Annotated in this window: 20 protein-coding genes; 10 read left to right on the forward strand and 10 right to left on the reverse strand. The window is 60.7% G+C overall.

The features are described 5' to 3' along the window. Positions 1 to 199 precede the first annotated feature (199 nt). Entirely contained in the window at positions 200 to 1,138 is a 939-nt protein-coding gene (locus CFBP6623_RS22455; protein WP_052819209.1) for a sugar ABC transporter substrate-binding protein, read from the forward strand. 57 nt (positions 1,139 to 1,195) lie between these two features. Here CFBP6623_RS22455 and CFBP6623_RS22460 read toward each other — a convergent pair whose 3' ends face one another. The 5 genes from CFBP6623_RS22460 to CFBP6623_RS22480 all read right to left on the reverse strand — a co-directional run bounded on the left by CFBP6623_RS22460 (position 1,196) and on the right by CFBP6623_RS22480 (position 5,764). Continuing rightward, positions 1,196 to 2,197 carry an ABC transporter ATP-binding protein gene (locus tag CFBP6623_RS22460; RefSeq protein ID WP_046800986.1) on the reverse strand — a complete coding sequence of 334 codons (1,002 nt, stop codon included), beginning with the start codon at positions 2,195 to 2,197 and terminating at the stop codon, positions 1,196 to 1,198. Next, positions 2,194 to 2,988 (reverse strand): ABC transporter permease, encoded by a 795-nt coding sequence (locus CFBP6623_RS22465; protein ID WP_046800985.1) that lies wholly within the window; start codon positions 2,986 to 2,988, stop codon positions 2,194 to 2,196. The genes CFBP6623_RS22460 and CFBP6623_RS22465 overlap by 4 nt, the downstream gene beginning before the upstream one ends. Next, positions 2,985 to 3,809: an ABC transporter permease gene (locus CFBP6623_RS22470; protein ID WP_046800984.1), complete on the reverse strand. Its 825-nt coding sequence runs from the start codon at positions 3,807 to 3,809 to the stop codon at positions 2,985 to 2,987. The genes CFBP6623_RS22465 and CFBP6623_RS22470 overlap by 4 nt, the downstream gene beginning before the upstream one ends. Next, positions 3,806 to 4,612, reverse strand: a complete 807-nt coding sequence (locus CFBP6623_RS22475) for an alkaline phosphatase family protein (protein ID WP_080842924.1) — start codon at positions 4,610 to 4,612, stop codon at positions 3,806 to 3,808. Before CFBP6623_RS22475 ends, CFBP6623_RS22470 begins: the two co-directional genes overlap by 4 nt. A gap of 108 nt (positions 4,613 to 4,720) precedes the next feature. Then, entirely contained in the window at positions 4,721 to 5,764 is a 1,044-nt protein-coding gene (locus CFBP6623_RS22480; protein WP_046800982.1) for an ABC transporter substrate-binding protein, read from the reverse strand. A 126-nt stretch (positions 5,765 to 5,890) separates the two neighbouring features. Here CFBP6623_RS22480 and CFBP6623_RS22485 point away from each other — a divergent pair, with 126 nt between their 5' ends. Beyond that, positions 5,891 to 6,652: a UTRA domain-containing protein gene (locus tag CFBP6623_RS22485; RefSeq protein WP_052760250.1), complete on the forward strand. Its 762-nt coding sequence runs from the start codon at positions 5,891 to 5,893 to the stop codon at positions 6,650 to 6,652. Between the two features lie 22 nt (positions 6,653 to 6,674). Here CFBP6623_RS22485 and CFBP6623_RS22490 read toward each other — a convergent pair whose 3' ends face one another. Then, positions 6,675 to 7,721 (reverse strand): GlxA family transcriptional regulator, encoded by a 1,047-nt coding sequence (locus CFBP6623_RS22490; protein ID WP_046800981.1) that lies wholly within the window; start codon positions 7,719 to 7,721, stop codon positions 6,675 to 6,677. An 85-nt stretch (positions 7,722 to 7,806) separates the two neighbouring features. Here CFBP6623_RS22490 and CFBP6623_RS22495 point away from each other — a divergent pair, with 85 nt between their 5' ends. The 5 genes from CFBP6623_RS22495 (at position 7,807) to purU (ending at position 13,943) form a co-directional block, all read left to right on the forward strand. Further along, entirely contained in the window at positions 7,807 to 9,060 is a 1,254-nt protein-coding gene (locus CFBP6623_RS22495) for a sarcosine oxidase subunit beta family protein (RefSeq protein ID WP_046800980.1), read from the forward strand. Between the two features lie 66 nt (positions 9,061 to 9,126). Then, entirely contained in the window at positions 9,127 to 9,447 is a 321-nt protein-coding gene (locus CFBP6623_RS22500; protein WP_046800979.1) for a sarcosine oxidase subunit delta, read from the forward strand. Beyond that, complete coding sequence (locus CFBP6623_RS22505) at positions 9,444 to 12,434, forward strand: sarcosine oxidase subunit alpha (RefSeq protein ID WP_046800978.1); 2,991 nt, start codon at positions 9,444 to 9,446, stop codon at positions 12,432 to 12,434. The genes CFBP6623_RS22500 and CFBP6623_RS22505 overlap by 4 nt, the downstream gene beginning before the upstream one ends. Before the next feature lie 13 nt (positions 12,435 to 12,447). After that, positions 12,448 to 13,002, forward strand: a complete 555-nt coding sequence (soxG, locus tag CFBP6623_RS22510) for a sarcosine oxidase subunit gamma family protein (RefSeq protein ID WP_046800977.1) — start codon at positions 12,448 to 12,450, stop codon at positions 13,000 to 13,002. Positions 13,003 to 13,058: 56 nt separating this feature from the next. Beyond that, positions 13,059 to 13,943: a formyltetrahydrofolate deformylase gene (gene purU / locus CFBP6623_RS22515; protein ID WP_137002577.1), complete on the forward strand. Its 885-nt coding sequence runs from the start codon at positions 13,059 to 13,061 to the stop codon at positions 13,941 to 13,943. 27 nt (positions 13,944 to 13,970) lie between these two features. On the opposite strand, the gene CFBP6623_RS22520 is transcribed toward purU, so the two are convergent. From CFBP6623_RS22520 to CFBP6623_RS22535, 4 genes are all read right to left on the reverse strand, one after another. Then, entirely contained in the window at positions 13,971 to 16,064 is a 2,094-nt protein-coding gene (locus CFBP6623_RS22520; protein WP_046800976.1) for a mechanosensitive ion channel domain-containing protein, read from the reverse strand. Then, positions 16,061 to 16,678, reverse strand: a complete 618-nt coding sequence (locus CFBP6623_RS22525) for a ParB-like protein (protein WP_046800975.1) — start codon at positions 16,676 to 16,678, stop codon at positions 16,061 to 16,063. Before CFBP6623_RS22525 ends, CFBP6623_RS22520 begins: the two co-directional genes overlap by 4 nt. Further along, positions 16,662 to 18,293, reverse strand: a complete 1,632-nt coding sequence (locus CFBP6623_RS22530; RefSeq protein ID WP_046800974.1) for a SulP family inorganic anion transporter — start codon at positions 18,291 to 18,293, stop codon at positions 16,662 to 16,664. Before CFBP6623_RS22530 ends, CFBP6623_RS22525 begins: the two co-directional genes overlap by 17 nt. Before the next feature lie 242 nt (positions 18,294 to 18,535). Next, a complete protein-coding gene (locus CFBP6623_RS22535) occupies positions 18,536 to 18,931 on the reverse strand; it encodes a (R)-mandelonitrile lyase (protein ID WP_046800973.1) in 396 nt (131 codons plus the stop codon). A gap of 306 nt (positions 18,932 to 19,237) precedes the next feature. On the opposite strand from CFBP6623_RS22535, the gene CFBP6623_RS22540 reads away from it, so the two are divergent. The 3 genes from CFBP6623_RS22540 to CFBP6623_RS22550 all read left to right on the forward strand — a co-directional run bounded on the left by CFBP6623_RS22540 (position 19,238) and on the right by CFBP6623_RS22550 (position 22,831). Next, the gene (locus tag CFBP6623_RS22540) at positions 19,238 to 20,260 is read left to right on the forward strand and encodes a substrate-binding domain-containing protein (RefSeq protein WP_046800971.1); all 1,023 of its coding nucleotides are present in this window, start codon (positions 19,238 to 19,240) and stop codon (positions 20,258 to 20,260) included. Positions 20,261 to 20,396: 136 nt separating this feature from the next. Beyond that, on the forward strand, positions 20,397 to 21,890 hold the full coding sequence (locus tag CFBP6623_RS22545; RefSeq protein ID WP_080842926.1) for a sugar ABC transporter ATP-binding protein: 1,494 nt from the start codon (positions 20,397 to 20,399) through the stop codon (positions 21,888 to 21,890). Then, positions 21,887 to 22,831, forward strand: a complete 945-nt coding sequence (locus CFBP6623_RS22550; RefSeq protein ID WP_046800969.1) for an ABC transporter permease — start codon at positions 21,887 to 21,889, stop codon at positions 22,829 to 22,831. The genes CFBP6623_RS22545 and CFBP6623_RS22550 overlap by 4 nt, the downstream gene beginning before the upstream one ends. The last annotated feature ends 1 nt before the right edge of the window (position 22,832 follow it).

Here is a 22,832-nt window from a genome sequence, read left to right on the forward strand (position 1 = left end):
CCAAGGTCGCTATTTTGTTTTGGAATATGGATGCTCGAGAAATAATTGTGATGGGATTCAATCAAGCGCTGCGGTGCAGGCCCTTCGCCAAGATTATCGAGGTTGACAGACTGAGAGCGCTCCCATTATTGCTGGCGGCGAGGGTTGAGGAGCCCTTGGTCAACATGGCGCCGCACGCCGGCGTATTGAGGAGGAACCGATGAAATCCCTACTGTCCGCACTGCTTTTGTCGTCCGCGCTTTTTACGACGGCGAATGCCGCCAATATCGGCGTTGCAATGTCGAGTTTCGATGACAACTTCCTGACGATCCTGCGGCTTGCCATGCAGAGTTCGGCCGAAGGCAAGCCGGATATTCAGCTGCAATTCGAGGATGCCCAGACCGATATCGGCAGGCAGCTTGATCAGGTTAATAATTTCGTCGCCCAGGGGCTGGATGCGATCATCGTCAACCCGGTGGATGCCTCCGCGACCCAGCCGATCACGGCTGCTGCTGCGGCCGCCGGCATTCCGCTGATTTATGTGAACCGTCAGCCGGTCGAAAAACTGCCGGAAAGCGGCGTCAGCTTCGTTGGCAGCGATGAATATCAGGCCGGCACCCTGCAGATGACCGAAGTGTGCCGGTTGCTCGGCGGCAAGGGCAAGGTCAATATCATCATGGGCGATCTTGCCTATGAGGCTGCCCGCGTTCGCACCAAGGCGGCCGAGGATGTGCTGAAGAAACCGGAATGCGCCGGCATCACGGTTGCCGACAAGCAGGCCGGCAAGTGGACCCGTATTTCCGGTGCAGACCTCGTCACCAACTGGCTGAGCGCCGGCCTCGACGTCAACGCGATCATCGCCAATAATGACGAGATGGCGCTCGGCGCGATACAGGCGCTGAAGGGTGTAAAAAAGCCGCTTGGCGCCGGCGAAGGCAAGATCGTGGTCGGCGGCATAGATGCGACGCAGGATGCGATGAAGGCCATGAAGGCGGACGAGCTTGCCGTCACCGTGTTTCAGGATGCGGCGGGGCAGGGTAAGGGCGCATTGGAAACCGCCCTCAAGATGATCGCCAAGGAGCCGGTCGAGCAGAATGTCTGGATTCCGTTCGAACTGGTCACCCCCGCAAATCTGGCCACCTACGACAGCCGCAACTGACGCTCTGGCAGAATAGATGCATGGCGGCGGGCGCGCCGCCATGCGGTGCCGTTTTGGTCAGATGTAGTGCAGCTGACGTTCGGCGACGCTAAGAGTGACATGTTGGCCGGGTGGCGGGTAAAGCGCATCCTGAGCGCTTGCATGTTCGACCTTGAGCGCCACGCCGGATGCATCAAGTTGATAACGGACCGTGGGGCCGACGATGCTGATGTCTTTCACCTCGGCGGTGAAAGCCACGCCATTCCCGTCTGCCGCGTTGCCGATCGTGAAGGCATGTGGCGGGATGATGCAGGTCCGTTCGAAGTGGTTGCCGGTGATGCGTGACATGTCTTCGGCGGTGATGATATTGGCGTCACCGATAAAACCGGCCACGAACAGGTCGGCCGGCCGATAATAGAGCTCCTGCGGCGACGCTGTCTGGGCGATGCGGCCGGCATTCATCACCGATATGCGGTCGCCCAGCGACAGGGCCTCGTCCTGATCATGGGTGACGAAGATGCTGGTGAGGCCGCTTTCGCGCTGGATGCGTTTCAACTCATCGCGCAGGCGCTTGCGGATCTGGGCATCGAGTGCGGAAAGCGGTTCGTCCAGCAGAAGCAGCTTGGGTTCGAGCACCAGCGCGCGGGCAAGTGCCACACGCTGTTTCTGGCCGCCGGAGAGCTGATGCGGCCGCCGGTCGGCGCGATCGCTGAGGGAAACGGTTTCGAGCGCGGAGGAGACTTTGTCGTCGATGGTCTTTTTCGCGAGCCGGCGCTGTTCCAGACCGAAAGCGAGGTTCTGCCGCACCGTCATATTGGGAAAAAGCGCATAATGCTGGAACACCATGCCGATACCACGATCCTTCGGCGGCAAGGTGTCGATGCGCCGGCCATCCAGTGTGATCGAGCCGGATGAGGGCGAAACGAGCCCGGCAATGGAGCGCAGCAATGTCGTCTTGCCGCAGCCGGACGGCCCCAGCAGAACATGCATCTCACCCGTGTCGATGCCAAGCTCGATAGCGTCGAGAACGGTGGCGTTGCCATAAATGGCGCTGATATTATGGATCGCGAGATGGGTCATGATGCACGCTCCGTTTCCCGGACCATCCGAAAGGCAATCAGGGTAAAGGCAAGAATGAGCAGGAAATAGAGAATGACGATGACGCTGGTGATGCGGCCGCTGAGGCTGCGCTGGGCGAACATGTACATTTGCAGGGTTTCGAAATTGCCGCCGACCAGCATCTTGGCGTAGACGAATTCGCTGAACAGCGTCGCGAAATTCAGCACGATGGCGACTGCGATGGACGGCAGGATGCTGGGCAGGACGACGCGCCGTAAAATGGCGAGGTCGCTGGCGCCGATCAGCCGGCCGGCATCCAGAAGCTCGTTGATGTCGAGGTTGCGCAGGCCATTCTTCACGGCGATGTAAAACATCGAAAAGCAGAGCGGCACATAGGTCAGCACCAGTACCAGCGGCGAACCGCCGATCTGCAGCGGCGGGGCGGAAAATATCCTGAGATAACCGACCACGAGAATGATGCCGGGTGCGGCATAGGGCAATATCACCAGACGTGCGAACCAGCGGTCAAGTGCTGGCCAGTAGATGTGGGCGGAAACGACGGCCGGGACGATGATGATCGTCGCGATCGTCAGGGCGGCTGCGGCAACCAGCGTGGAACGCAACAGTGCCGCATGGAAACGTGGGTCCGACAGGATGGTGACGAAATTATCCCCCGTCAGCCCGGCCGGCAGCAGGGTTCCGGACCAGTCGGTCGCCACCGCATTCATCATCGTCGCCAGCAGCGGCGATATCATGATGAGCGCCATCAGCCACAGAAACAGGCTTGTGCCTTTGAAACCATGCCTTGTCATCGGTGCTTTTCTCCCGCCAATATCTGGCTTGCGGTGATGGGCACGAGAAGCACGACCAGAAGGCATATGGCGATGGCATTGGCGAGATTGGGATCGGAGAAAATGTCGCCGGATACCAGTTCGCTGATGCGGATGGTGACGACATTGATGCTCGTGCCTGTCAGAGCGAAGGTGGTCGCGAAAGTGCCCATGGCATTGGCGAAGAGCAGAATGGCGATCGCCACCAGTTGCCGGGCGACGGTGGGCAGGCCGACCCTTAGCCAGAACCGCAGCTTGCCGACGCCGATCAGCGCTGCCGCCTCTTCGATGTCCTGTCCAACGGCGGCAAGTGCCGGCGTAATAAGCAGCGTGGCCAGCGCCACCTGAAAATAACAATAGGCGATGATGAGCCCGGTAAATGAATAGACGTTGAAATCGTCGATCAGCCCCAGTTCCTTCAGCAAAAGCGTGAACATGCCGTTCAGCCCGAAAAGGAAGATGAGCGCCATGGCGAGCGGCACGCCGGCGAAGTTGGCGCCAATATTGGCGAAGGCCATGACGGTGCGGCGGGCGGCGCTAGACCTTGCGCGGAGTGCTACCGCCACCAGAAAGCCGAAAACGAGGCCCGTTGCCGTGCTGATGAGCGAGATGACCGTCGTAGTCGCAAAGGACTGGAGGTAAAAGGCATCCGTGAGAATGGTCCGGTAATTCGCAAGCGACAGCGCACCGGCGGCGAAAAAGCTGTCACTGATGACGCTCGCCAGCGGCCAGATGACGAGAATGGCGATCACGCCCAGAAACGGCGCTGCCAGCAGCCGCATTTTGCGGTTCTGCACGCTCATGCGGACAACAGCCCTGGCGGTACCGGCAGGCCATGATCGAGAATGGCGAGAAGCGCGCAGAGCAGCCCGGCAATATCCGTCTGCGCCAGCTTTGCATCCGCAGCCGGCGTAAAGGCCTCACCGAATGTATAGAACGGCACCAGAGCCTCGGTCTCATGCGGCCCGCCGTGATTGCCGTCATCGCTCATGCCGTGATCGCTGGTAACGATGATGCTGTAACCCGCAGCGTGCCAGGCCGGCAGATAACGCGCCAGCAGGTCACCGGCGTTACGGGCGGTATTGCGATATTCTCGCGAGCTGCCGCCATGCCTGTGGCCTTCATTGTCGATATTCATCGGGTGGATCAGCAGGAAATCCGGGCTGTGCCGGCGCAGCAGAACATCCGCATCGGCAAAGACATGGTCGTCCGGATAATGATCGGCCCAATAAAACGAGCCGTGATGAATGCCGCCATCGAAATTCTCGATATGGCGGAATTCCGGGCAGAAGGGAGCCTGATTGTAAAGTTCGAAATACCAGTGATAGGCGGAGGCAGCGGTGGTGCGGCCGGCAGCAGTTGCCAGCGAGAAGACATTGGGAAAACGGGAGCGGCGAACAACGCCGTTGCTGGTGACACCATGAACCACCGGCGGCAGCCCGGTCATCAGCGTTTCGTAAAGCGGCCGCGAAATCGACGGCAATTCGCTGCGCACGGCGTGGATACCGGCCTTTCCGGCCGTAACCAGCCCTTCCATATATCCGAGGCAATCCCTTGCTGTCGCATATCGGAGGCCATCCAGCAGGATGAAGATCGTCTTGTGCATCACTTTCGTCTCGTCTGTTTGTGGTTCGGTTTGCCCGAGCACTTTTTAGCACGTTCCGCGGGCTCGTTGCCCGCGGAACAGTCATTTGGTTTTCAGGCCGTTGCCTGATTACATCTTCGGGGCGACGCTGGCGCGCCAGAGGTTGACCAGCTTGCCGGCGGCCTGGGTCCAGACGGCGGCATTGATCGGGCGGGCCTTGGCATATTGTTCCGACGGCAGCAGGCGTTCCTTCGCCTCGGCCGGCAGAGTGATGCGGTCAACGCGGATCGGACGGGCGTAACCATTGGCCAGGTTGATCTGGCCGGCATCGCTGAGGATATATTCGCGTGCCAGCTTGGCGGCGTTGGGTTGCTTGGAGAATTTGTTGATGATGGTGGCGTAACCGCTGGTCACCGAACCATCAGAAGGAATGACGACCTTGAACTTCTCGCGGCCAACCACGTCGCGGTAGTTGAGGGCGTTGAAGTCCCACATCGGCGCGACCTGTATTTCGCCCTTTTCCATCGTGGCGGGGTTTGCACCATTGGCCAGCAGGCGGCCTTTTTCCGCAAGCTTGGCGAAGAGATCGACGCCCGGCTGGAGGTTTTCCTCACCGCCGCCCATGGCGATGGCGGCGGCCAATACGGCGGCGTTGTCCTGTGCGCCGGAACCGACATTGCCGAGCGAGACCTTGTAGTCGCCCTTCAGCAGATCGGCCCAGGACGCGGGTGGGTTCTTGACATCGGCGGAGATCAGGAAGGCGATGGTACCGGTGTAACCGATGACCCAATGGCCGTCCTTGTCCTTGGCCCAGTCGGGGATCTGGTCCCAGGTCGTGGTCTTGTAAGGCTGGGTGACACCGCGGGCGACAGCAATCGGGCCGAATTCGAGACCGACATCGCCGATATCTGCCGTCGCATTGGCGCCTTCATTGGCGAACTTGGCGATCTCCTCGCCGCTGCTCATGTCCGTATCGGCGTGTTTCAGGCCGTATTTTTCGGTCAGCTGGTTCCAGGTGTCCTTCCAGTTCGCCCAGCCGTCCGGCATGCCGACGCTGTAGATGGCGCCTTCTTTGCGGGCGGCCGCTTCGAGGGCCGGAACGTCCTGCGCCTGAGCGGTGAGGGGAAGGGAAAAAACGGTGAGAAGGGAGAGGGAGAGAATGGAATTTTTCACGGGGCTTGCTCCTTGGTCTAGACCAGTTGCATGCTCATTATCGGTTCGCTATGACAGGCCAATGACGTTTTCGGCGCGGACATAACGCGCCCGTTATTTTTTGACGGCCATGGAATGAGGGCGGCGATGCCAGCCAGAGAAACGATAGGCAGCAACCGCGATATCGAAGCTGGCCGGCGCGGCGGGCTGGAGCGGCAATTGCGCCGGGCCATTGCTGCAGGCGAGGTGGTGAAGGATGGTCGGCTTTTTTCCGAGCGGCAATTGATTGCGAAATATGCCACCACGCGCATCACCCTGCGCGAGGCGCTTTTCCATCTCGAGATCGACGGGCTGATCTTTCGCGAAAGCCGGCGCGGCTGGTTCGTTTCCGGACCACGCCTTGTCTACAGCCCGCTGCACCGCTCCCACTTCCATCGCATGGCCGCCGAACAGGGACGCTCTGCCGAAACCCTTCTGGTGGAAGCGGAGGCCACAGCGCTGCCCGAGGAGCTTGCGCCCCTCATGCGCTGTGCGCCGGGAACGCCGTTCTGGCGCATCCGCAGAAAGCGCAGCATCGACGGACGGCTGGTGCTTTTTGTCGAGCACTATCTTTCCATGGAGATTTTCCCCGATATCGTGCAGCACGACCTCACCAAGTCACTGACTACGATTTACCAGGACAGTTACGCCGTCACCTATGGTCCGGCCTATTTCGAAATTAATCCGGTCGCGTTGCGGGGATATCCGGCTCATCATCTCGGTTGCAGCGAAGGGGCTTACGGCCTGAAAATCACGCGCGTCAATCAGGACCAGCATGGCCGCATCATCGATTGTGATCTCGAATATTGGCGCCATGACGCCATATCGGTACGGGTCGAGACCGGCCAGCCGGATCAGCCTGCTGGTTGAAGCTCCGGCGGTTGGAATATCTTCAGGATTGCGGCAGCAGCACGCCGACGGCGAATTCCTCATCCGTCGCTATGTGGCCGATCTGCGTCTTGCGATATTCACTGGGGCTGAAACCGCGCTCGGCCCGCAAGGTGCGAGAAAGATGCGGCGCGTCGCAAAACCCGGTGGCAAGCGCGATCTGGGTGACCGTGTCTTCGGTCTTGCGAAGCAGGGACAGGGCGCGGTCCAGCCGCAGTTCGAGATAGACCTTTGATGGCGTTGCCTTCAGGTCGCTGAGAAAACGCCGTTCGAGGCTGCGGCGACCGAGGCCAAGGTCGCGGGCAAGTTCAAGCACGGTTCTCGGCACTTCAATATTCTGCTGCATGCGCAGGATCGCCTTTTTGACCAGCGGGTCCGTGGCTCTGCGTGCGCTCTGCTGGCCGGGTTGGGGTTTTTCGCCGCTCAACGCGCTGTCGATCATCATGATGTTGAGGCTCTTGATGGCGGCGGACTGACCGACATGACGCTCCACCAGGAAGGCCGCCAGATGCGCGGAGCCGTGGCCGCCCGAACAGGTCAGCCGGTCGCGGTCGATGACGAAAATCTGGTCGGAGACCATCTGCACCGTGTCGAAACGGTCGAGAAAATCCTGATGGTGGAACCAGCTCACACAGCAGCGATAACCATCGAGCAGACCCGCCTCGTGCAGAATGAAAACGCCGGTGCAGAGCCCGATAATGGGAGTGCCGGTCGCCGCACGCTGTTTGAGGAACCGCAGCGCTTCCGGCGGCAGGGCGCTGTGATCGCTGATCAACCCACCGGCAACGACGATATAGTCGTAATGCCCGGCGTCGATCAGCCGCGTATCGGGCTGCACCTTCACACCGCAGCTCGATTGAACGCTGCCCATGGTCGCCGACAGCACCGACCATTCGCAGAGAATTGGCCGCGAGCGGTCGGCCTCGTCGGCGGCAAGGCGCAGCACATCGACGAAATTCGCAAAGGCCGACAGCGTGAATCGATCGGCAAGCAGGAAAGCGACGCTGAGGCGTTTCTTGGCGCGGTGAGAGGTCATGGCGCAAATATTCATGCAAAGAGACGCGATTGTCCAGCCGTCGCAACGCAAATCTTCATAGCTTTTGCGACACGAGATTTTCCAACCATCGGGTCCGCTCATGACGCGTTTTAATGCTTTCAATCTTTTGAAGAACGCCCTGACCGGCCATAAGAACTGGGATGAGCAATGGCCCGACAGCCAGCCGAAGGCCGAATATGACGTGGTCATCGTCGGCGCCGGCGGCCATGGTCTGGGGGCTGCCTATTATCTCGCCAGCCAACACGGCATCACCAATGTCGCCGTTATCGACAAGGGCTGGCTCGGCGGCGGCAATACCGGCCGCAACACGACCATCATCCGCTCCAACTATCTCTATGATGAAAGCGCCCGTCTTTACGATCACGCCGTCGACCTGTGGGAGAACTTGAGCCAGGAACTGAACTACAACGTCATGTATTCAAAGCGCGGCGTGCTGATGCTCGCCCATAACGTTCACGACGTGCAGAGTTTCAAGCGCCATATCCATTCCAACCGCTTGAACGGCGTCGACAATCGCTGGCTCACGACTGAGGAATGCAAGGAATATTGCCCGCCGCTCAGCATTTCCCCCAATGCCCGTTATCCGGTCATGGGTGGTGCGTTGCAGGAACGGGCCGGCACGGCGCGCCATGATGCGGTCGCCTGGGGGTATGCGCGCGGTGCCGCCGCCCGCGGTGTCGATATCATCCAGAACTGCCCTGTTACCGCTATTCGCCGCAATGCCGATGGTTCCGTCGCCGGTGTCGAGACGGCGCGAGGCTTCATCAAGGCGAAAAAGGTTGCGGTTTCCGCCGCCGGCCACACATCCGTCGTCATGGATACCGCAGGCGTTCGCCTGCCGCTGGAAAGCTATCCGCTGCAGGCGCTGGTGTCGGAGCCGATCAAGCCGATTTTCCCCTGCGTAGTCATGTCCAACGCGGTTCATGCCTATATCAGCCAGTCCGACAAGGGCGAGCTGGTGATCGGTTCGGGTACGGACCAGTACACCTCCTATTCGCAGCGCGGTGGCCTGCCGCTGATCGAACATACGATTGCGGCGATCGTCGAAATCTTCCCGATCTTCAACCGCATGCGGATGTTGCGCAAATGGGGTGGCATCGTCGATGTCACGCCGGATCGTTCGGCCATTCTCGGCAAGACGCCGGTCGCAGGGCTTTACGTCAATTGCGGTTGGGGCACGGGCGGTTTCAAGGCGACGCCGGGCGCTGCCCACACCTTTGCCTGGACTATCGCCAAAAACGAACCGCACCCGATCAACGCGCCGTTTACGCTGGAACGTTTCCGTTCCGGCCGCCTGATCGACGAGGCCGCCGCCGCCGCCGTGGCGCATTAATTTCACGCATTTTCCGGACGTAAAACCGCTTCGCACTTTTACTGGAAATGCTCCGAGGACAAGACCATGCTTTTGATCCGCTGCCCCTATTGCAACGAAACATTGCCTGAAGCCGAATTCACCTATGCCGGACAGGCCCATGTTGTCCGTGCCGCCGATCCCTCGTCGCAGACGGATGAACAGTGGGAAGAATTCCTGTTCATCCGCGAAAACGTGAAAGGTCCGCATTTCGAGCGCTGGCGGCACCTGCATGGCTGCGGGCGCTTCTTCAACGCCGTGCGCGACACGGTCAGCGACCGGTTCCTCACGACCTATCGGGCGGGCGAGCCGCGTCCGGAGCTTTCTTCCCTGACCCGCGCAGCAACCAGTTCCGAGGTGTCGAAATGAATTCCTATCGCGTTTCCGGCCGTGGCCGTGTGGATGCCGCCCGCTCGGTAAGCTTTACCTTTGACGGCAAGACCTATCGCGGCGTGAAGGGCGATACGGTCGCCTCGGCACTTCTGGCCAATGGCGTGCATCTTATGGGCCGCTCGTTCAAATACCACCGCCCGCGCGGCCCGGTGGCGGCGGGTTCCGAGGAGCCGAATGCGCTGATCGGCACCCGCCGTGGCACCGGTCAGTTCGAGCCGAACACCCGCGCCACCGTGCAGGAAATCTGGAACGGGCTGCAAACCACCTCCCAGAACAAATATCCGAGCCTGAAATTCGATATCGGCGCGGTCAACGACATGGCCTATATGCTGTTTTCGGCGGGCTTCTACTACAAGACCTTCATGTGGCCGAAGAGCTTCTGGAACAGGGTCTATGAACCCTTCATCCGCGCGGCGGCTGGTCTCGGCGTTTCGCCGACGGAGGAAGACCCGGACACCTATGCCTCGCGCAACCTGCATTGCGACGTGCTGATCGTCGGTGCCGGTCCTGCCGGCCTCGCTGCGGCGCGGGCGGCGGCGGTCGATGGCCTTAAGGTTGTGCTGGTCGATGAAAATGCAGAAGCCGGCGGCACGCTTTTGTCAGAACCGCAGGCGAATATCGACGGCAAGCCCGCCTGGACCTGGCTGGCGGATGAATTGAAGGCGCTGAAGGAGCGCGGAGTCAGGATCATGACCCGCACGACGGCCATTGCCTATTACCACCAGAACATGATCGGTCTCTGCGAAAAGCTGACTGATCATCTCGAAACCGTGCCGAAGGATACGCCGCGCGAGCGCCTGTGGCGGGTCAGGGCACGTCAGGTGGTGCTGGCGCAGGGCGCGCTGGAAAAGCCGCTGGTCTTCCACGGCAACGACCGTCCGGGCGTGATGCTGGCGGGCGCCGCCCAGACCTATCTCAACCGCTATGGCGTCAAGGTCGGTAAAAGCCCGGTGGTGGTGACAAGCCATGACAGCGCCTGGTATGCGGCCTTCGATCTTCACGGCGCGGGTGCACGTGTTCAGGCCATTATCGATACCCGCGCGACGGTGCGTGAAGAGCTTGTCAACGAGGCGCGCGCGCTCGGCATTCCGGTGAAGCTATCACATACAGTGACGGCGACCTCCGGGCGGCTGCGGGTCAAGTCGGTCCGAGTCAACCCGGTCAAGGGCTCCTCGGTCGGCGCGGGACAGGAGATCACCTGTGATGCGGTGCTGATGTCCGGCGGCTGGACGCCGTCGCTGCATCTGTTTTCCCATACGCAGGGCAAGCTCGCCTGGGATGACGAGCGGACCACCTTCCTGCCTGCCCTCACCAATGAGGATTGCGTGATTGCCGGGGCCGGCCGCGGACTGTGGGGCATCGAGGCGGCGCTGAAGGACGGCGCGGAGCGGGGGCGTGAAGTCGCCGAAGCGCTCGGCAAGGCCGCCAATGCTTCCAGCCATGCGGTGGAACATGACCGCACTGGCAATGGTGTGTCGCACACGGAACTGCCGAGCGACCGCGATGCCGGGAAGGCCAAGGCCTTCGTCGATTACCAGAACGATGTGACCGCCAAGGATCTGCGACTTGCCGTGCGCGAAGGCATGCGCTCCATCGAGCATGTCAAGCGCTACACCACCAACGGCATGGCGACCGATCAGGGCAAGATGTCGAACATTAACGGCCTGAACATTGCGGCGGAAGCGCTTGGCAAACCCCAGCCGCAGGTGGGGCTGACCACCTTCCGCCCGCCCTATACGCCAACGACCTTCGGAGCCTTCGCCGGTTATCACCGTGGCGCGCATTTTGAAGTAACGCGCAAGACGCAGATCGATGGCTGGGCTGAGGCGCATGGCGCGGTTTACGAGCCGGTCGGGCAATGGCGTCGCGCCTGGTATTTCCCCAAACCGGGCGAAGATATGGACGCGGCGGTCGGCCGCGAATGCCGGGCGGTGCGTCAGAGCGTGGGCATTTTCGATGCTTCGACACTCGGCAAGATCGAAGTGGTCGGTCCTGATGCGGTCGAGTTCATGAACCGCATGTATACCAATCCGTGGTCGAAGCTCGCCCCCGGCCGTTGCCGTTACGGCCTGCTGCTTGGCGATGACGGCTTCATCCGTGATGACGGCGTCATCGGTCGCATGACCGAAGATCGTTTCCACGTCACCACCACGACAGGCGGTGCCGCCCGGGTGCTGAACATGATGGAGGATTACCTCCAGACGGAGTGGCCCGATCTCAATGTCTGGCTGACCTCGACGACAGAACAATGGTCCACCATCGCACTGAACGGCCCGAATGCGGCAAAGCTGCTCGCGCCGCTGGTGGAAGGTATCGAACTGACGGAAGAGGCTTTCCCGCATATGTCCTGCGTGGAATGCACGGTCGCCGGCATGCCGGCGCGGCTGTTCCGGGTCAGCTTCACCGGCGAGATCGGCTTTGAGGTCAATGTGCCGGCCCCGCTTGGCCGCAAGCTCTGGGAAATCCTGTGGGAGGCCGGCCAGCAATATGGCATCACCGCTTATGGCACTGAAACCATGCATGTTCTGCGCGCCGAAAAGGGTTACATCATCGTCGGACAGGATACCGACGGCACCGTGACGCCCTATGATGCGGCGATGGGCTGGGCCGTGGGAAAGGCAAAGCCAGATTTCGTCGGCAAGCGCGGTCTTGCCCGCCCCGATCTCGTCGCCAAGGGCCGCCGACACCTCGTTGGCCTTCTCACCGAAGACCGTTCGAAGCTGGAAGAGGGGGCGCAGATCGTCTTCGATCCGAAACAGCCGCTTCCGATGAAGATGGTGGGGCATGTGACCTCCTCCTATCATTCGGATGCGGTCGGTCAGCCGATTGCGCTGGCGCTGGTCGAGGGTGGTCATGAGCGGATGGGCGAGACCGTCTATATCCCGATGCTGGACCGTACCATTGCCGCGAAAATCACCGGGATGGGGTTTGTCGATCCCGAAAACACCCGCCTGAAAATCTGATCCGGAGATGACAATGAACATGCATGTTTCCTCCCCCATTTCCGGCACCTTGGCCGAAAGCAAGGCGGCGCGGGTCAGCATCCTGCCTGTGCAGGCGCGGCTGTCGCTGCGCGCGCGTGGTGATGTCGCGTCACTCGGCGCAGCACTTGGCCTCACCCTGCCAGAGCGGATCGGCGCCCGCGTCTCCGCCGGCGAAAGGCAGGCCCTCCGCCTTGGTCCCGATGAATGGACGATCCTTGCCCCTGCCAGTGAAGTCGGCGAGTTGGTTGCGGCCTGCGCCGGCGTTTATGCCAGCCATCCGCACAGCCTTGTCGATATTTCCGGTCGGGAAGTGACGCTGCTGATCGAGGGGCCGCGAGCCGCTGAACTTCTGACGCTCGGCTGCGCCCGCGATATCGACACGATTGCGGTGGGCGAGGCACGCAGGACGATTTTCGACGGCGTGACCGTGGTGCTGTGGCGCGATGCGGAGGACCGTTTCCGGATGGATATCTGGAACAGTTTCGTGCCGCATCTTGGCCATTTGCTTGAAACCGGCTGCAGGGAACTTGCCGCTGAAATCGCCTGAACTCGCCACGGTTTCAAAACTGTCCGAGTACTGATCCATCAAGGGGGAGCAGGATTTTGACCATCTATGTCATGAAAGTCTCGTGCCCGGCGCGCAGCGGCATCGTTGCCGCCGTATCCGGATATCTCGCGCGGTCCGGCTGCAACATCAACGACAGTTCGCAATTCACCGATCAGGAGACAGGCCGTTTTTTCATGCGGCTGAGCTTCGTCTCGGAACAGGGGCTGGAGCGTGACGCCCTCTTTGAAGGCTTCGCTCCTGTCGCTACCGATTTCGACATGGACTACGATTTCCATGATCTCTCCCGCAAAACCAAGGTGGTGATCATGGTGTCGCGCTTTGGCCATTGCCTCAACGATCTCTTGTATCGCTCCCGCATCGGTGCCCTGCCGGTGAAGATCGTTGCGGTGATCTCCAATCATCTCGATTACCAGAAGCAGGTGGTGAACGAGGATATTCCCTTCCACCACATCCGCGTCACGCCGCAGACGAAACCGGAGGCTGAAGCGGAAATCCTGCAGGTGGTGCAGGATACCGGTGCTGAACTCGTGGTTCTGGCGCGTTACATGCAGGTACTGTCGGACCGGCTCTGTCAGGAAATGTCGGGCCGCATCATCAACATCCATCATTCCTTCCTGCCATCGTTCAAGGGCGCCAACCCTTACAGGCAGGCCTATGAGCGTGGTGTGCGGCTGATCGGCGCGACTGCCCATTACGTCACCGCCGATCTCGATGAGGGGCCGATCATCGAGCAGGATACGATCCGCGTGACCCATGCCCAGAGCGGTCTCGATTACGTCTCGCTTGGCCGCGATGTTGAAAGCCAGGTGCTTGCCCGCGCCATCCACGCCCATATTCACCACCGGGTCTTCCTGAACGGCAACAGGACAGTGGTGTTTCCCGCCTCGCCGGGGGAATATGTGTCAGAGCGCATGGGGTAAGTGCACCAGAGCGTGAGAGCGGGAACTCTATTCTTCGGGTGGCGGCTGCATTTCGCCACCCTGTTCCTGCTCCGGCGGTCTCGCGGACCGGGCGGCGGCGGGATAGGCGCCTGTCATGCTGGCGAACTGAATGTCGTTTTCAGCAAATGCATCCTTCAACATCGAATAGGCCTTGCGCCGCACCACTGAGGATTGCCCGCCGGCGCGCAGCATCATGCCGAAGCCGAGCGTCATGCCATATTCGCCAAAGTGCTCGACACCCTTCAGCTTGACGGTCTCGATGAGGAACGGCCCGAATTCCGGATCCTCTTTCAGCGCCTTGCCGATCTCCTTGGTGATGGCCTTGACCTTGGCGATATCGGTATCGAAAGCGACGGTGACCATGAATTTGTCGATCGACCAGTCACGGCTCATGTTTTCGACCGCGCCGAGCGACCCGAACGGCACGGTGAAGATGGGCCCACGATGGTGGCGCAGTTTGACCGAGCGGATGCTGAAGGATTCCACCGTGCCGCGATAAGAACCGCTCTGAATATATTCGCCGACGCGGAAGGCGTCGTCGATCATGTAAAACACGCCACTGATGATATCTTTCACCAGCGTCTGCGAGCCGAAACCGATGGCGATGCCGAAAATGCCGGCGCTCGCCAGCAGCGGCCCGATATTGACGCCGAGTTCCGAAAGCGCCGTCATGATGGCGACTGCGGCGATAATAATGCCGAGCATGTTGCGCAGGATCGGCAGAATGGTCAAAAGCCGGTCGTCCTGCGGCTGGCCGCCGGAGTGGCCGCTCATTGCGTCGCCGGCAGGGGCGCTCAGTTCCAGCCGCCGGGCGATCATCGACTTGATGGCGATCCATATGAGATCGGCAAGCAGCAGGATGAGCGCGCCGTGCAGGATACCGACGACGATGGAGGTGAGCAGCGCGCCGTCGGGCAGGGAATCCGGATGGGCGCGGACAAGGAAGATCAGCCATACGATGGCCGCTCCCACGATGGCGAGCCGCACGCCGCGCTCGGCCAGAACGGGGCGAAGGTCGCTTTCGCCGTAACCGCCAATATCGGTTGCGAGTTTCCGTGCGGCGATGCCGAGCGTCGAGGCAAGGCCCGGCAGGACCAGCGCATAAAACCCGATCCAGAACAGCACGCCTGCGCCGGCAAGGCGCAATCCGAAGAGGATGATAAGGCAGAAGATCAGCGCGACATCGATCGCCCGCGTCCGTTCAGAACCCGGATCACCGCCGGGCCGCCGCCATATCCAGAGGCTGGCGAGCAGAAAGAGGAAACCGACCATGCCGGTGGACAATAGACCGAGCGTATCGCGCGGGACACCCAGATTTTCGAGTGTCCTGAGCAACGCCCAGAAAAACCCGGCAAGCGTTGCAAGCCATGTCCAGCGGACGATCCAGAAATCGCGCCGCGGGCTGGCTTCGCGGCCAATCACCTGCCGCAACAGGCCGGAAACGGCAAAAAGCACCGGCAGGAGAATGCTCATCACGAGCCAGGGCAGCAGAACGGCGCTCAGCAGGGGCGGCCACTGGATGCTGAGGAACATGGCGGTTGCGACAAGGCCGTATCCGAAAAGGGGCAGAAGCCGCCCTGAGACGACGGCTGAGGCATATTTGCCGATATCCCCGCCGTTTTTGCGGGATGCGTGCATGACGATGATACGGTTTGTGACAATGCCGCCCGCAAGGCCTGCCCCGAACAGGACCAGGACATGCTGCAAAAAGATAAAGGGACCGTAGGCGTGGACCGCATCGCCAAGCCTTTGCCATGCGGAAGCGATCTGCGAGAACATGACGGGCAGGTCGCCGATGATGCGGGCAAAATGCTCCCGCCGCTTGCTTGCCCATTGGTCGAGATCGCTCAACTGACTTTGTGACGCCGTCTGCGGCTGCGGCTCCGCGCCAGTTGTCGCAAGTTTCTGTGCAAGCAGGGCGCGAACGTCGTCCTGCCCGAGAAGTTGCAGCAACTGGTCGACCTTCTGCTCCGTCGTTTGTGCGGGGGAAGGTGCTTTTACCGGCGGCGGCTCCTGTGCGGAAAGACCGGTTGTTCCAAGCACGAAAAGTGCGATGACGACCGCTGCAATCCACCTGAAAAGGGAGGGAAGGGTTGTCATTCGGTTCTCCCGCACCAGCCGGGAAGATGTCGTGCATCGTGCGAACGCGCCAGTTCCACTGCCTCGGCCATCGTCTCATCGAAGGAATGCCGCAGGTCTTTGCTGCTTACCCGGCGGCGGAAAAAATCCGCCCAGAGAAATTCGGTAAAAGGCGCTTCGATCTTGGCGAAACCCCCGGCATCGCGAACCGCGCCGGCCAGAGAGCGGAAAGGGTCGTCTTGAAGGTCAGTGATCTGCTTCGGCAGCTCGTCGACTGGGCGGCGCGCACCTTCGACATCGAAGGGATAAACCAGGTTGCGATGATCCATCACCGACCAGAATTCCTGCCTGCCGAGATGAGAAAGATCGGCCACGATGCTGGTCAGCACATGTTTCACGCCCTCGTCATGTAACGCCAGAGCAAGGTGGTGATGGTCGACCAGATAGAGACGCTGTTTATAGCCAATGACGACGGGCACCATGTGGTGGCCGAGAAAATCTGGCCCTTTTTTCTCCCGGATGGCGGCCCATTGTTTGCGTTTGTTTTCCACCTCGCGAAGGCCAACCGTCATCTGCGTCGGCCTGAGCGAGGTGATTTCAACCGGGCTGAGGTGGGGTTCAAGAGGCTGTGGCATGGTTGTTCTCCCGACCCATGGCCGTGGTTACGGCATCATCGACGCTGAAACTGCTGCGCGCCACCAGATCGCTCCCGCCGCCGGCGAGCAGCAGATCCCGTACATGGTCGTGCACGCGGGCATAATAAACCGTGGTGCCGCCGTGCTGCATCGCTGCATCGAATTCCAGCAGCGCATCGAGCGCGGTGGAATCCAGTTCGAAACTTTCCTCTAGGCTGATGATCGCGACATGCAGTTCCGGCCTCGCGGCGATGCGTTTGGTGACGGCGGCAAGGATCGGTTCGGCATTGCCGAAAAAGAGTGGCTGCGCCGGCCGCAGGATAATCATGCCCGATATGTCCTGCGCATCGGGATGGCGTTCCATATCGACGAAATCGTGGCTGTCGCCAAGCCTTCCGAGATGCATCACATGCGGCAGGGAAAGCCGGCGGACGAAGACGGCGAAGGAAAGCGCGACGGCAACGAGCATTCCGTTCAGAACGCCGAATGCCAGCACGCCGGCGGCGGCGGCAAGTGCCAGCCAGGCATCGTTGCCAAGCCGCCACAGGCGGATGATCGGCGTCGGATCAAGCGCGTGCAGCAGGGCTACGGCGATGATGGCGGCGAGCACGGCCTGCGGAATGAAGGCGAACCAGGCGGAAGCGAGCAGGCTGAAGATGGCAAGGCCGATTGCGGCGATAGCCGAGGCGAGGCGGCTCTGCGGCCCGACCGCTTCGCTTGCCGCACCGGCGGAAAAACCGGCACCGACCGGCATTCCCTGCACGACGGCGCTGGCGATATTGGCAAGCCCGAAGGCCCGCAATTCGCGATTGGAATCGACATTCTCACCGTGGCGCAGCGAAAAGCTGCGGATCGTACCCCAGGATTCCGCAAAGAGAATGAGCACCAGCGGCGGCGCAAAGCGGGCGACATGCGCGACATCATCGAACGATACCGAAAGCGGGCCGGCCCATATTCCGGCAAGATCGATGGTGCCTACAATGGCGACGCCGCGGCTTTGCAGATCAAGCAGCATCGAGACGGCAATACCCGCCACGATCACGACAAGGCTGCCGGGAAGGATCGGGCGTTTACGCAGGAGCAGCAGTACGGCAAGCGCCGCGAGGCCGACGGCGATGCTTTCGAGGCTCCAGTCTCGCGGATGGGAGACTATCTGCAACAGGATTGCCAGCGGTTCGCCCGTTTGCTCCTTGATTCCAAAAAGGCTCGGCAGTTGCTTGATCGTGATCAGAATGGCGAGGCCGAAAGCAAAACCGCGCAGCACCGGGCGCGAAATCACGCTCGACAGCGCGCCGAGCCGCGTGGCCGCCGCCACGAGAAACAGGATGCCCACCAGTGCGACCGAAATGGCGACAAGCAGCATCTTCTGCGCCGGCGTGACGGAAAGCGTCGCGAGCATCGCGGCCAATATTGCTGCGGAAGAGGATGTGGGCGAGACGACGGCAAACCGGCTCTGGCCGAAAACGGCATAAACAATGCAGCCCATGATGGCCGCAAGAATGGCGTGCTGGGCTGGAACGCCGGCAATTCCCGAATAGGCGATCGCTTCCGGCAGCATCAGGCCGGCGATCGACAACCCTGCAATTACATCACGCCTGTCGAATGTCACGGACATTGGGTTGCGACCGTATCGACGCCGATGGAGGCGATAAAACTTTCACCCGCTAAGATCACGATTCTCCACCTTGTATCCGCGATGAGATGAAGGTTTCACCCAATGCGGATACAAGTCAAAGTTTAAATCGCGCGCCTGAAATATTTCGGTCTTTCCGGGTTTGGCCATCACCGCCCTTCGTTCGGCGGATGATGCGGACGTGCCTGTTTCAGGCGGGTAACTGTCCCCCCGGAATGGCGGTGTCAGCCGCCATATTGGTCGTCCGTCACCTTCTCCATCCAGTCCACCACCTTGCCGTCCTTGACTTCCTGAAGTGCGATATGGGTCATGGCGACATTGGGAGCCGCGCCGTGCCAGTGCCTTTCGCCGGGTGCGAACCAGACGATATCGCCGGGACGGATTTCTTCCACCGGACCACCCTCGCGCTGCACGTGGCCAAAGCCGGAGACGACGATCAGTGTCTGGCCCAATGGATGGGTGTGCCAGGCGGTACGGGCGCCGGGCTCAAAGGTGACCTGTGCACCCTGAACCCGCTCCGCATCGAAGGGATTGAACAGCGGATCAATGCGGACCGTGCCGGTGAACCAGTCCTCGGGTCCCTTGGCGGATGCCCGGGTTCCTGCGCGCAATATTTCCATGGTCATTCTCCTGATTGGAATCGTGTGGTGATTTGAGGCGGGAATTCCCCTGTTGTCCACAGGGGCGTTCAAACCTGGTCGGGCGAAGAGGCTGCAGACATTTTTGAAGCCGCCGGCTTCGATCATTTTGAAGGGTTATCGCACTCTTTTGCGCGTATTTTGCGACACTGTCAGCATTGATTTTGCCTTCCTTCCAGACGCCGCGAGAAAAATCGCGCTCGGGATTGACTCGATTATGAAAACGGTTACATTCGCTCATGTAAACGGTTTCATTAGTTAAAAACCGTGCTTGGAGGAGCAAATTTCATGTTTAGACATTTGATGGCTGCCGCCGCTTTGGTGCTGGCGGCCGGCACGTCGGCGTACGCCCAGGAGCAGAGCTTCAAGATCGGTCTTTCCAACTCGTTCGTCGGCAGCGAATGGCGCACGCAGATGATCGAGGAAGCTCAGGCTGCCGCAAAGGCATGGGGCGAAAAGGGCGTCAAGGTCGAAGTCGTCGTTCAGAGCGGCAATGTCGATGTGCAGGGGCAGATCGGCCATATCCGCAATTTCATGAACCAGGGCGTTGATGCGATCCTCATCAATCCCGGCAGCCCGACGGCCTTCGATCCGATCTTCGCGCAGGCCAAGGCGCGCAATATTCTCGTCATCGCAACCGACGCCGAAGTGTCCTCGAAGGATGCGCTCTATGTCGGCATCGACCAGAAGGCATGGGCGGCGCAATCCGCGCAATGGCTTGCGGATGCGCTGAAGGGCAAGGGAAGCGTCGTCGCCATCAACGGCATCGCCGGCAACCCCGCCAACGAAGCCCGCGTCGCCGGTTATCGCGAAGTGTTCAAGAAATACCCTGACATCAAGGTGCTGAACGAAGCCAATGCGAGCTGGGATCAGGCGCAGGGCCAGCAGGCCATGCAGAACCTGCTTGCCACCTATCCCGATATCAGCGGCGTCTGGGTGCAGGACGGCATGGCAGACGGCGCATGGCGCGCAATCGAAGCCGCCGGCAAGACCAAGGACATTGCAGCGACCGGTGAAATCCGCAAGGACTTCATGACCCGCTGGGAAAAGGAAAAGTTCAACTCAGGCGCTTCGGTCAATCCTCCCGGCGTCATGGCCAGCGCGCTCAACGTCGCTGTCCTGAAGTTGCAGGGCAAGGAATTCAAGGACGGTGTTTTCGGCGGCACCTATGGTAACGCCATCTATATTCCGATCCCCTTCGTCAGCAACGATAACCTCGCGGACAACATCAAGTCCGCCGAAGGCAAGCCGGGCTACTGGTCCGTCACGGCAACAGTGACGCCGGAGCAGGCTGGCGAGTTCTTTAAATAAGACCGGCTTCGGGCTGGCGGTCCTTTGCCAGCCCGAATTTCGCAATTCGAGTGCGGGTTTCAGGTGTGAACCACTGGTTCTTTTCCGCGTCCGCCAGTGATGAAGCATAATGACAAGCACAATTCGGGGACATGCGATGGCGAACGCTCTGGAAGCGGCCGGCATAACGAAGAATTTTGGCGCCGTGCGCGCGCTTTCCGACGGGAGGCTGACAGTTGGTCGCGGTGAAATTCACGCATTGCTGGGCGCCAATGGCTGCGGCAAGAGCACGCTCTGCAAGATCGTTGCGGGTGCGGTGGCTCCAACCAGCGGCACCATCAGGTTCAACGGCGAAAACGTGCGCTTCAAAAGCCCGCGGGACGCCGAAAATGCCGGTATTGCGTTGTTTTATCAGGAACTCAGCCTTATTCCGCAGCTTTCCGTCGCCGACAATATTTTCCTCGGGCGCGAGCCGAAACGCGGCGTCTTTGTCGACGGCAAGGCGCTGAAGGCCGAAGCAGCCAGGTTGATTGCGCTGTTTGACGGGGTTGCAGGCAAAGGGCTGGAGCCGGATGCGATTGTCGGCAACCTGCCGCCCGATCAGCGCCAGCTCGTCGAAATCCTCAAGGTCTTCGCCCAGAATGCCAGCCTGATGATCATGGACGAGGCGACGGCGGCGCTCGATGGCCGCCAGTCCCAGCGCTTTTTCGAGATACTCCGGGCCAAGAAGGCCGACGGCGTCTCCACCATCATGATTTCCCACCGTCTCGACGAGGTTTTCGCCGTCTGCGACCGCATCACAGTGATGCGCAACGGCGCGACGATTTCCGAACTCGATACCGCAGCCACCACGCGCGAAGCCGTCGTGCATGACATGGTCGGCGATGTTCGGGCCGCTCCTGCCCGTCAGAACGGGCGTTCTGCTGTTACACCGAGCCTGAAGCTTACGGATGTGGCGGGTGAGGGCGTTCGCGGTGTCACTCTCGAAGCTTATCCGGGCGAAATCGTCGGTCTGGCCGGCCTGCAGGGTCAGGGCCAGTCGGCCTTGCTGAAGGGTCTTTTCGGTGCCAACCCATTTGCAGCCGGACAAATCCGGTTTGAGGGCCATGAAATCACCATCGGCAAACCTTCGCAGGCGGTTCATAGCGGCTTTGCCTATGTCTCTGGCGACCGTGGCCGTGACGCGTCCCTTCAGGGTCGGTCGATCTTCGAAAATCTCGTCGCGGCGCTGATGGTGCGCGAAAAGATGCGGTTGGTCCGTCCCACAACACTGAAGCCGCGGGTGCAGAAGGTCGCGGATGACATGAAGACGAAGTTTGCCGGTCTGGATATGCCGATAGGCACGCTTTCGGGCGGCAACCAGCAGAAAATCTTCATCTCCCGCTGGCTCGCCACCGCACCGAAACTGCTGCTGCTCGACGACCCGACCAAGGGCATCGATCTCGGGGCAAAGGCCGATCTCTTCGCCCTGATGCGGCAGCAGGCTGACGCGGGCGCGACCATTCTTCTTTATTCCTCTGAAGATGCGGAAATCCTCGAATATGCCGACCGCATTCTTGTGTTCAACGGTGGACGCATTTCTGCGGAGCTGACCGGAGCCGACATGACATCCGTAAACATGACCCGCGCCGCCTATGGAGATGCCGCATGAGCGCCTCCGGTTTTTTGCGCAGGCAGCCATGGGTCATCACCCTCGTCGTTCTGGCGCTTCTCATCGCCGTGAATACGTTCCTGCAACCGTCCTTTGTTCAGCCCTCCGTGCTGCAATCGAACCTGACGACGTTTCTGCCGCTGATCCTGGTTGCCATCGGCCAGACCTATGTCATTCTGGCGGGAGATATCGATCTGTCGGTCGGCAGCATCGTGGCGCTTGCCAATGTCGTCACCGTCAGCGTCATCGCCGCACTTGGCGGCACGACGGGCGCAGTCTTCGCCGGCATGGCGGCGGGTGCGGCTGTCGGGCTGCTCTGCGGACTGGTCAATGGCCTCTTCATATCCGGCCTGCGCTTCCAGCCAATCGTCACCACCTTCGCAACCGGCATCATCTTCGCCGGGCTGGCGATCTGGGTTTTGCCGCAGGCCGGACTTCCGGTGCCGGAAGCCTATTGGCAGACCTATTCCGGCAGCTTCATCGGCTTGCCCTTCGTGCTGTGGGTGCTGATTGGGGGCATCGCCTTCACCCTCATCGTGTCGCGTATTCCGTTTCATACGCACCTGTTGGCCGTTGGCGGCAATCGCACCGGCGCCTTCCAGACGGGCCTGCGCCTCTCCGGCATCCGCATTGGCGCCTACATGATCTCCGGCCTGTTCTCGGCGCTGGCGGCGCTGTGCCTGACGGGGGAGACCGCCTCGGGCGACCCGCTGCTAGGCGCAAGTCTGGCGCTCTCCTCCATTTCGGCCGTGGTTTTGGGCGGCACCGCACTTTCGGGCGGCTTCGGCAGCTCGACAGGGTCGATCGCCGGCGCGCTGGTGCTCGGCATGATCGGCAATGTGATTTTCTTTGCGGGCCTGCCTTTCGAGTACCAGACACTGGTGCAGGGTTTGATCGTGCTGACGGCGCTGGCCGGCGGTGTTCTGGTGACGAGGCGTTGAT

Source organism: Agrobacterium tumefaciens (assembly GCF_005221385.1).
Classification (GTDB): Bacteria; Pseudomonadota; Alphaproteobacteria; order Rhizobiales; family Rhizobiaceae; genus Agrobacterium; species Agrobacterium tomkonis.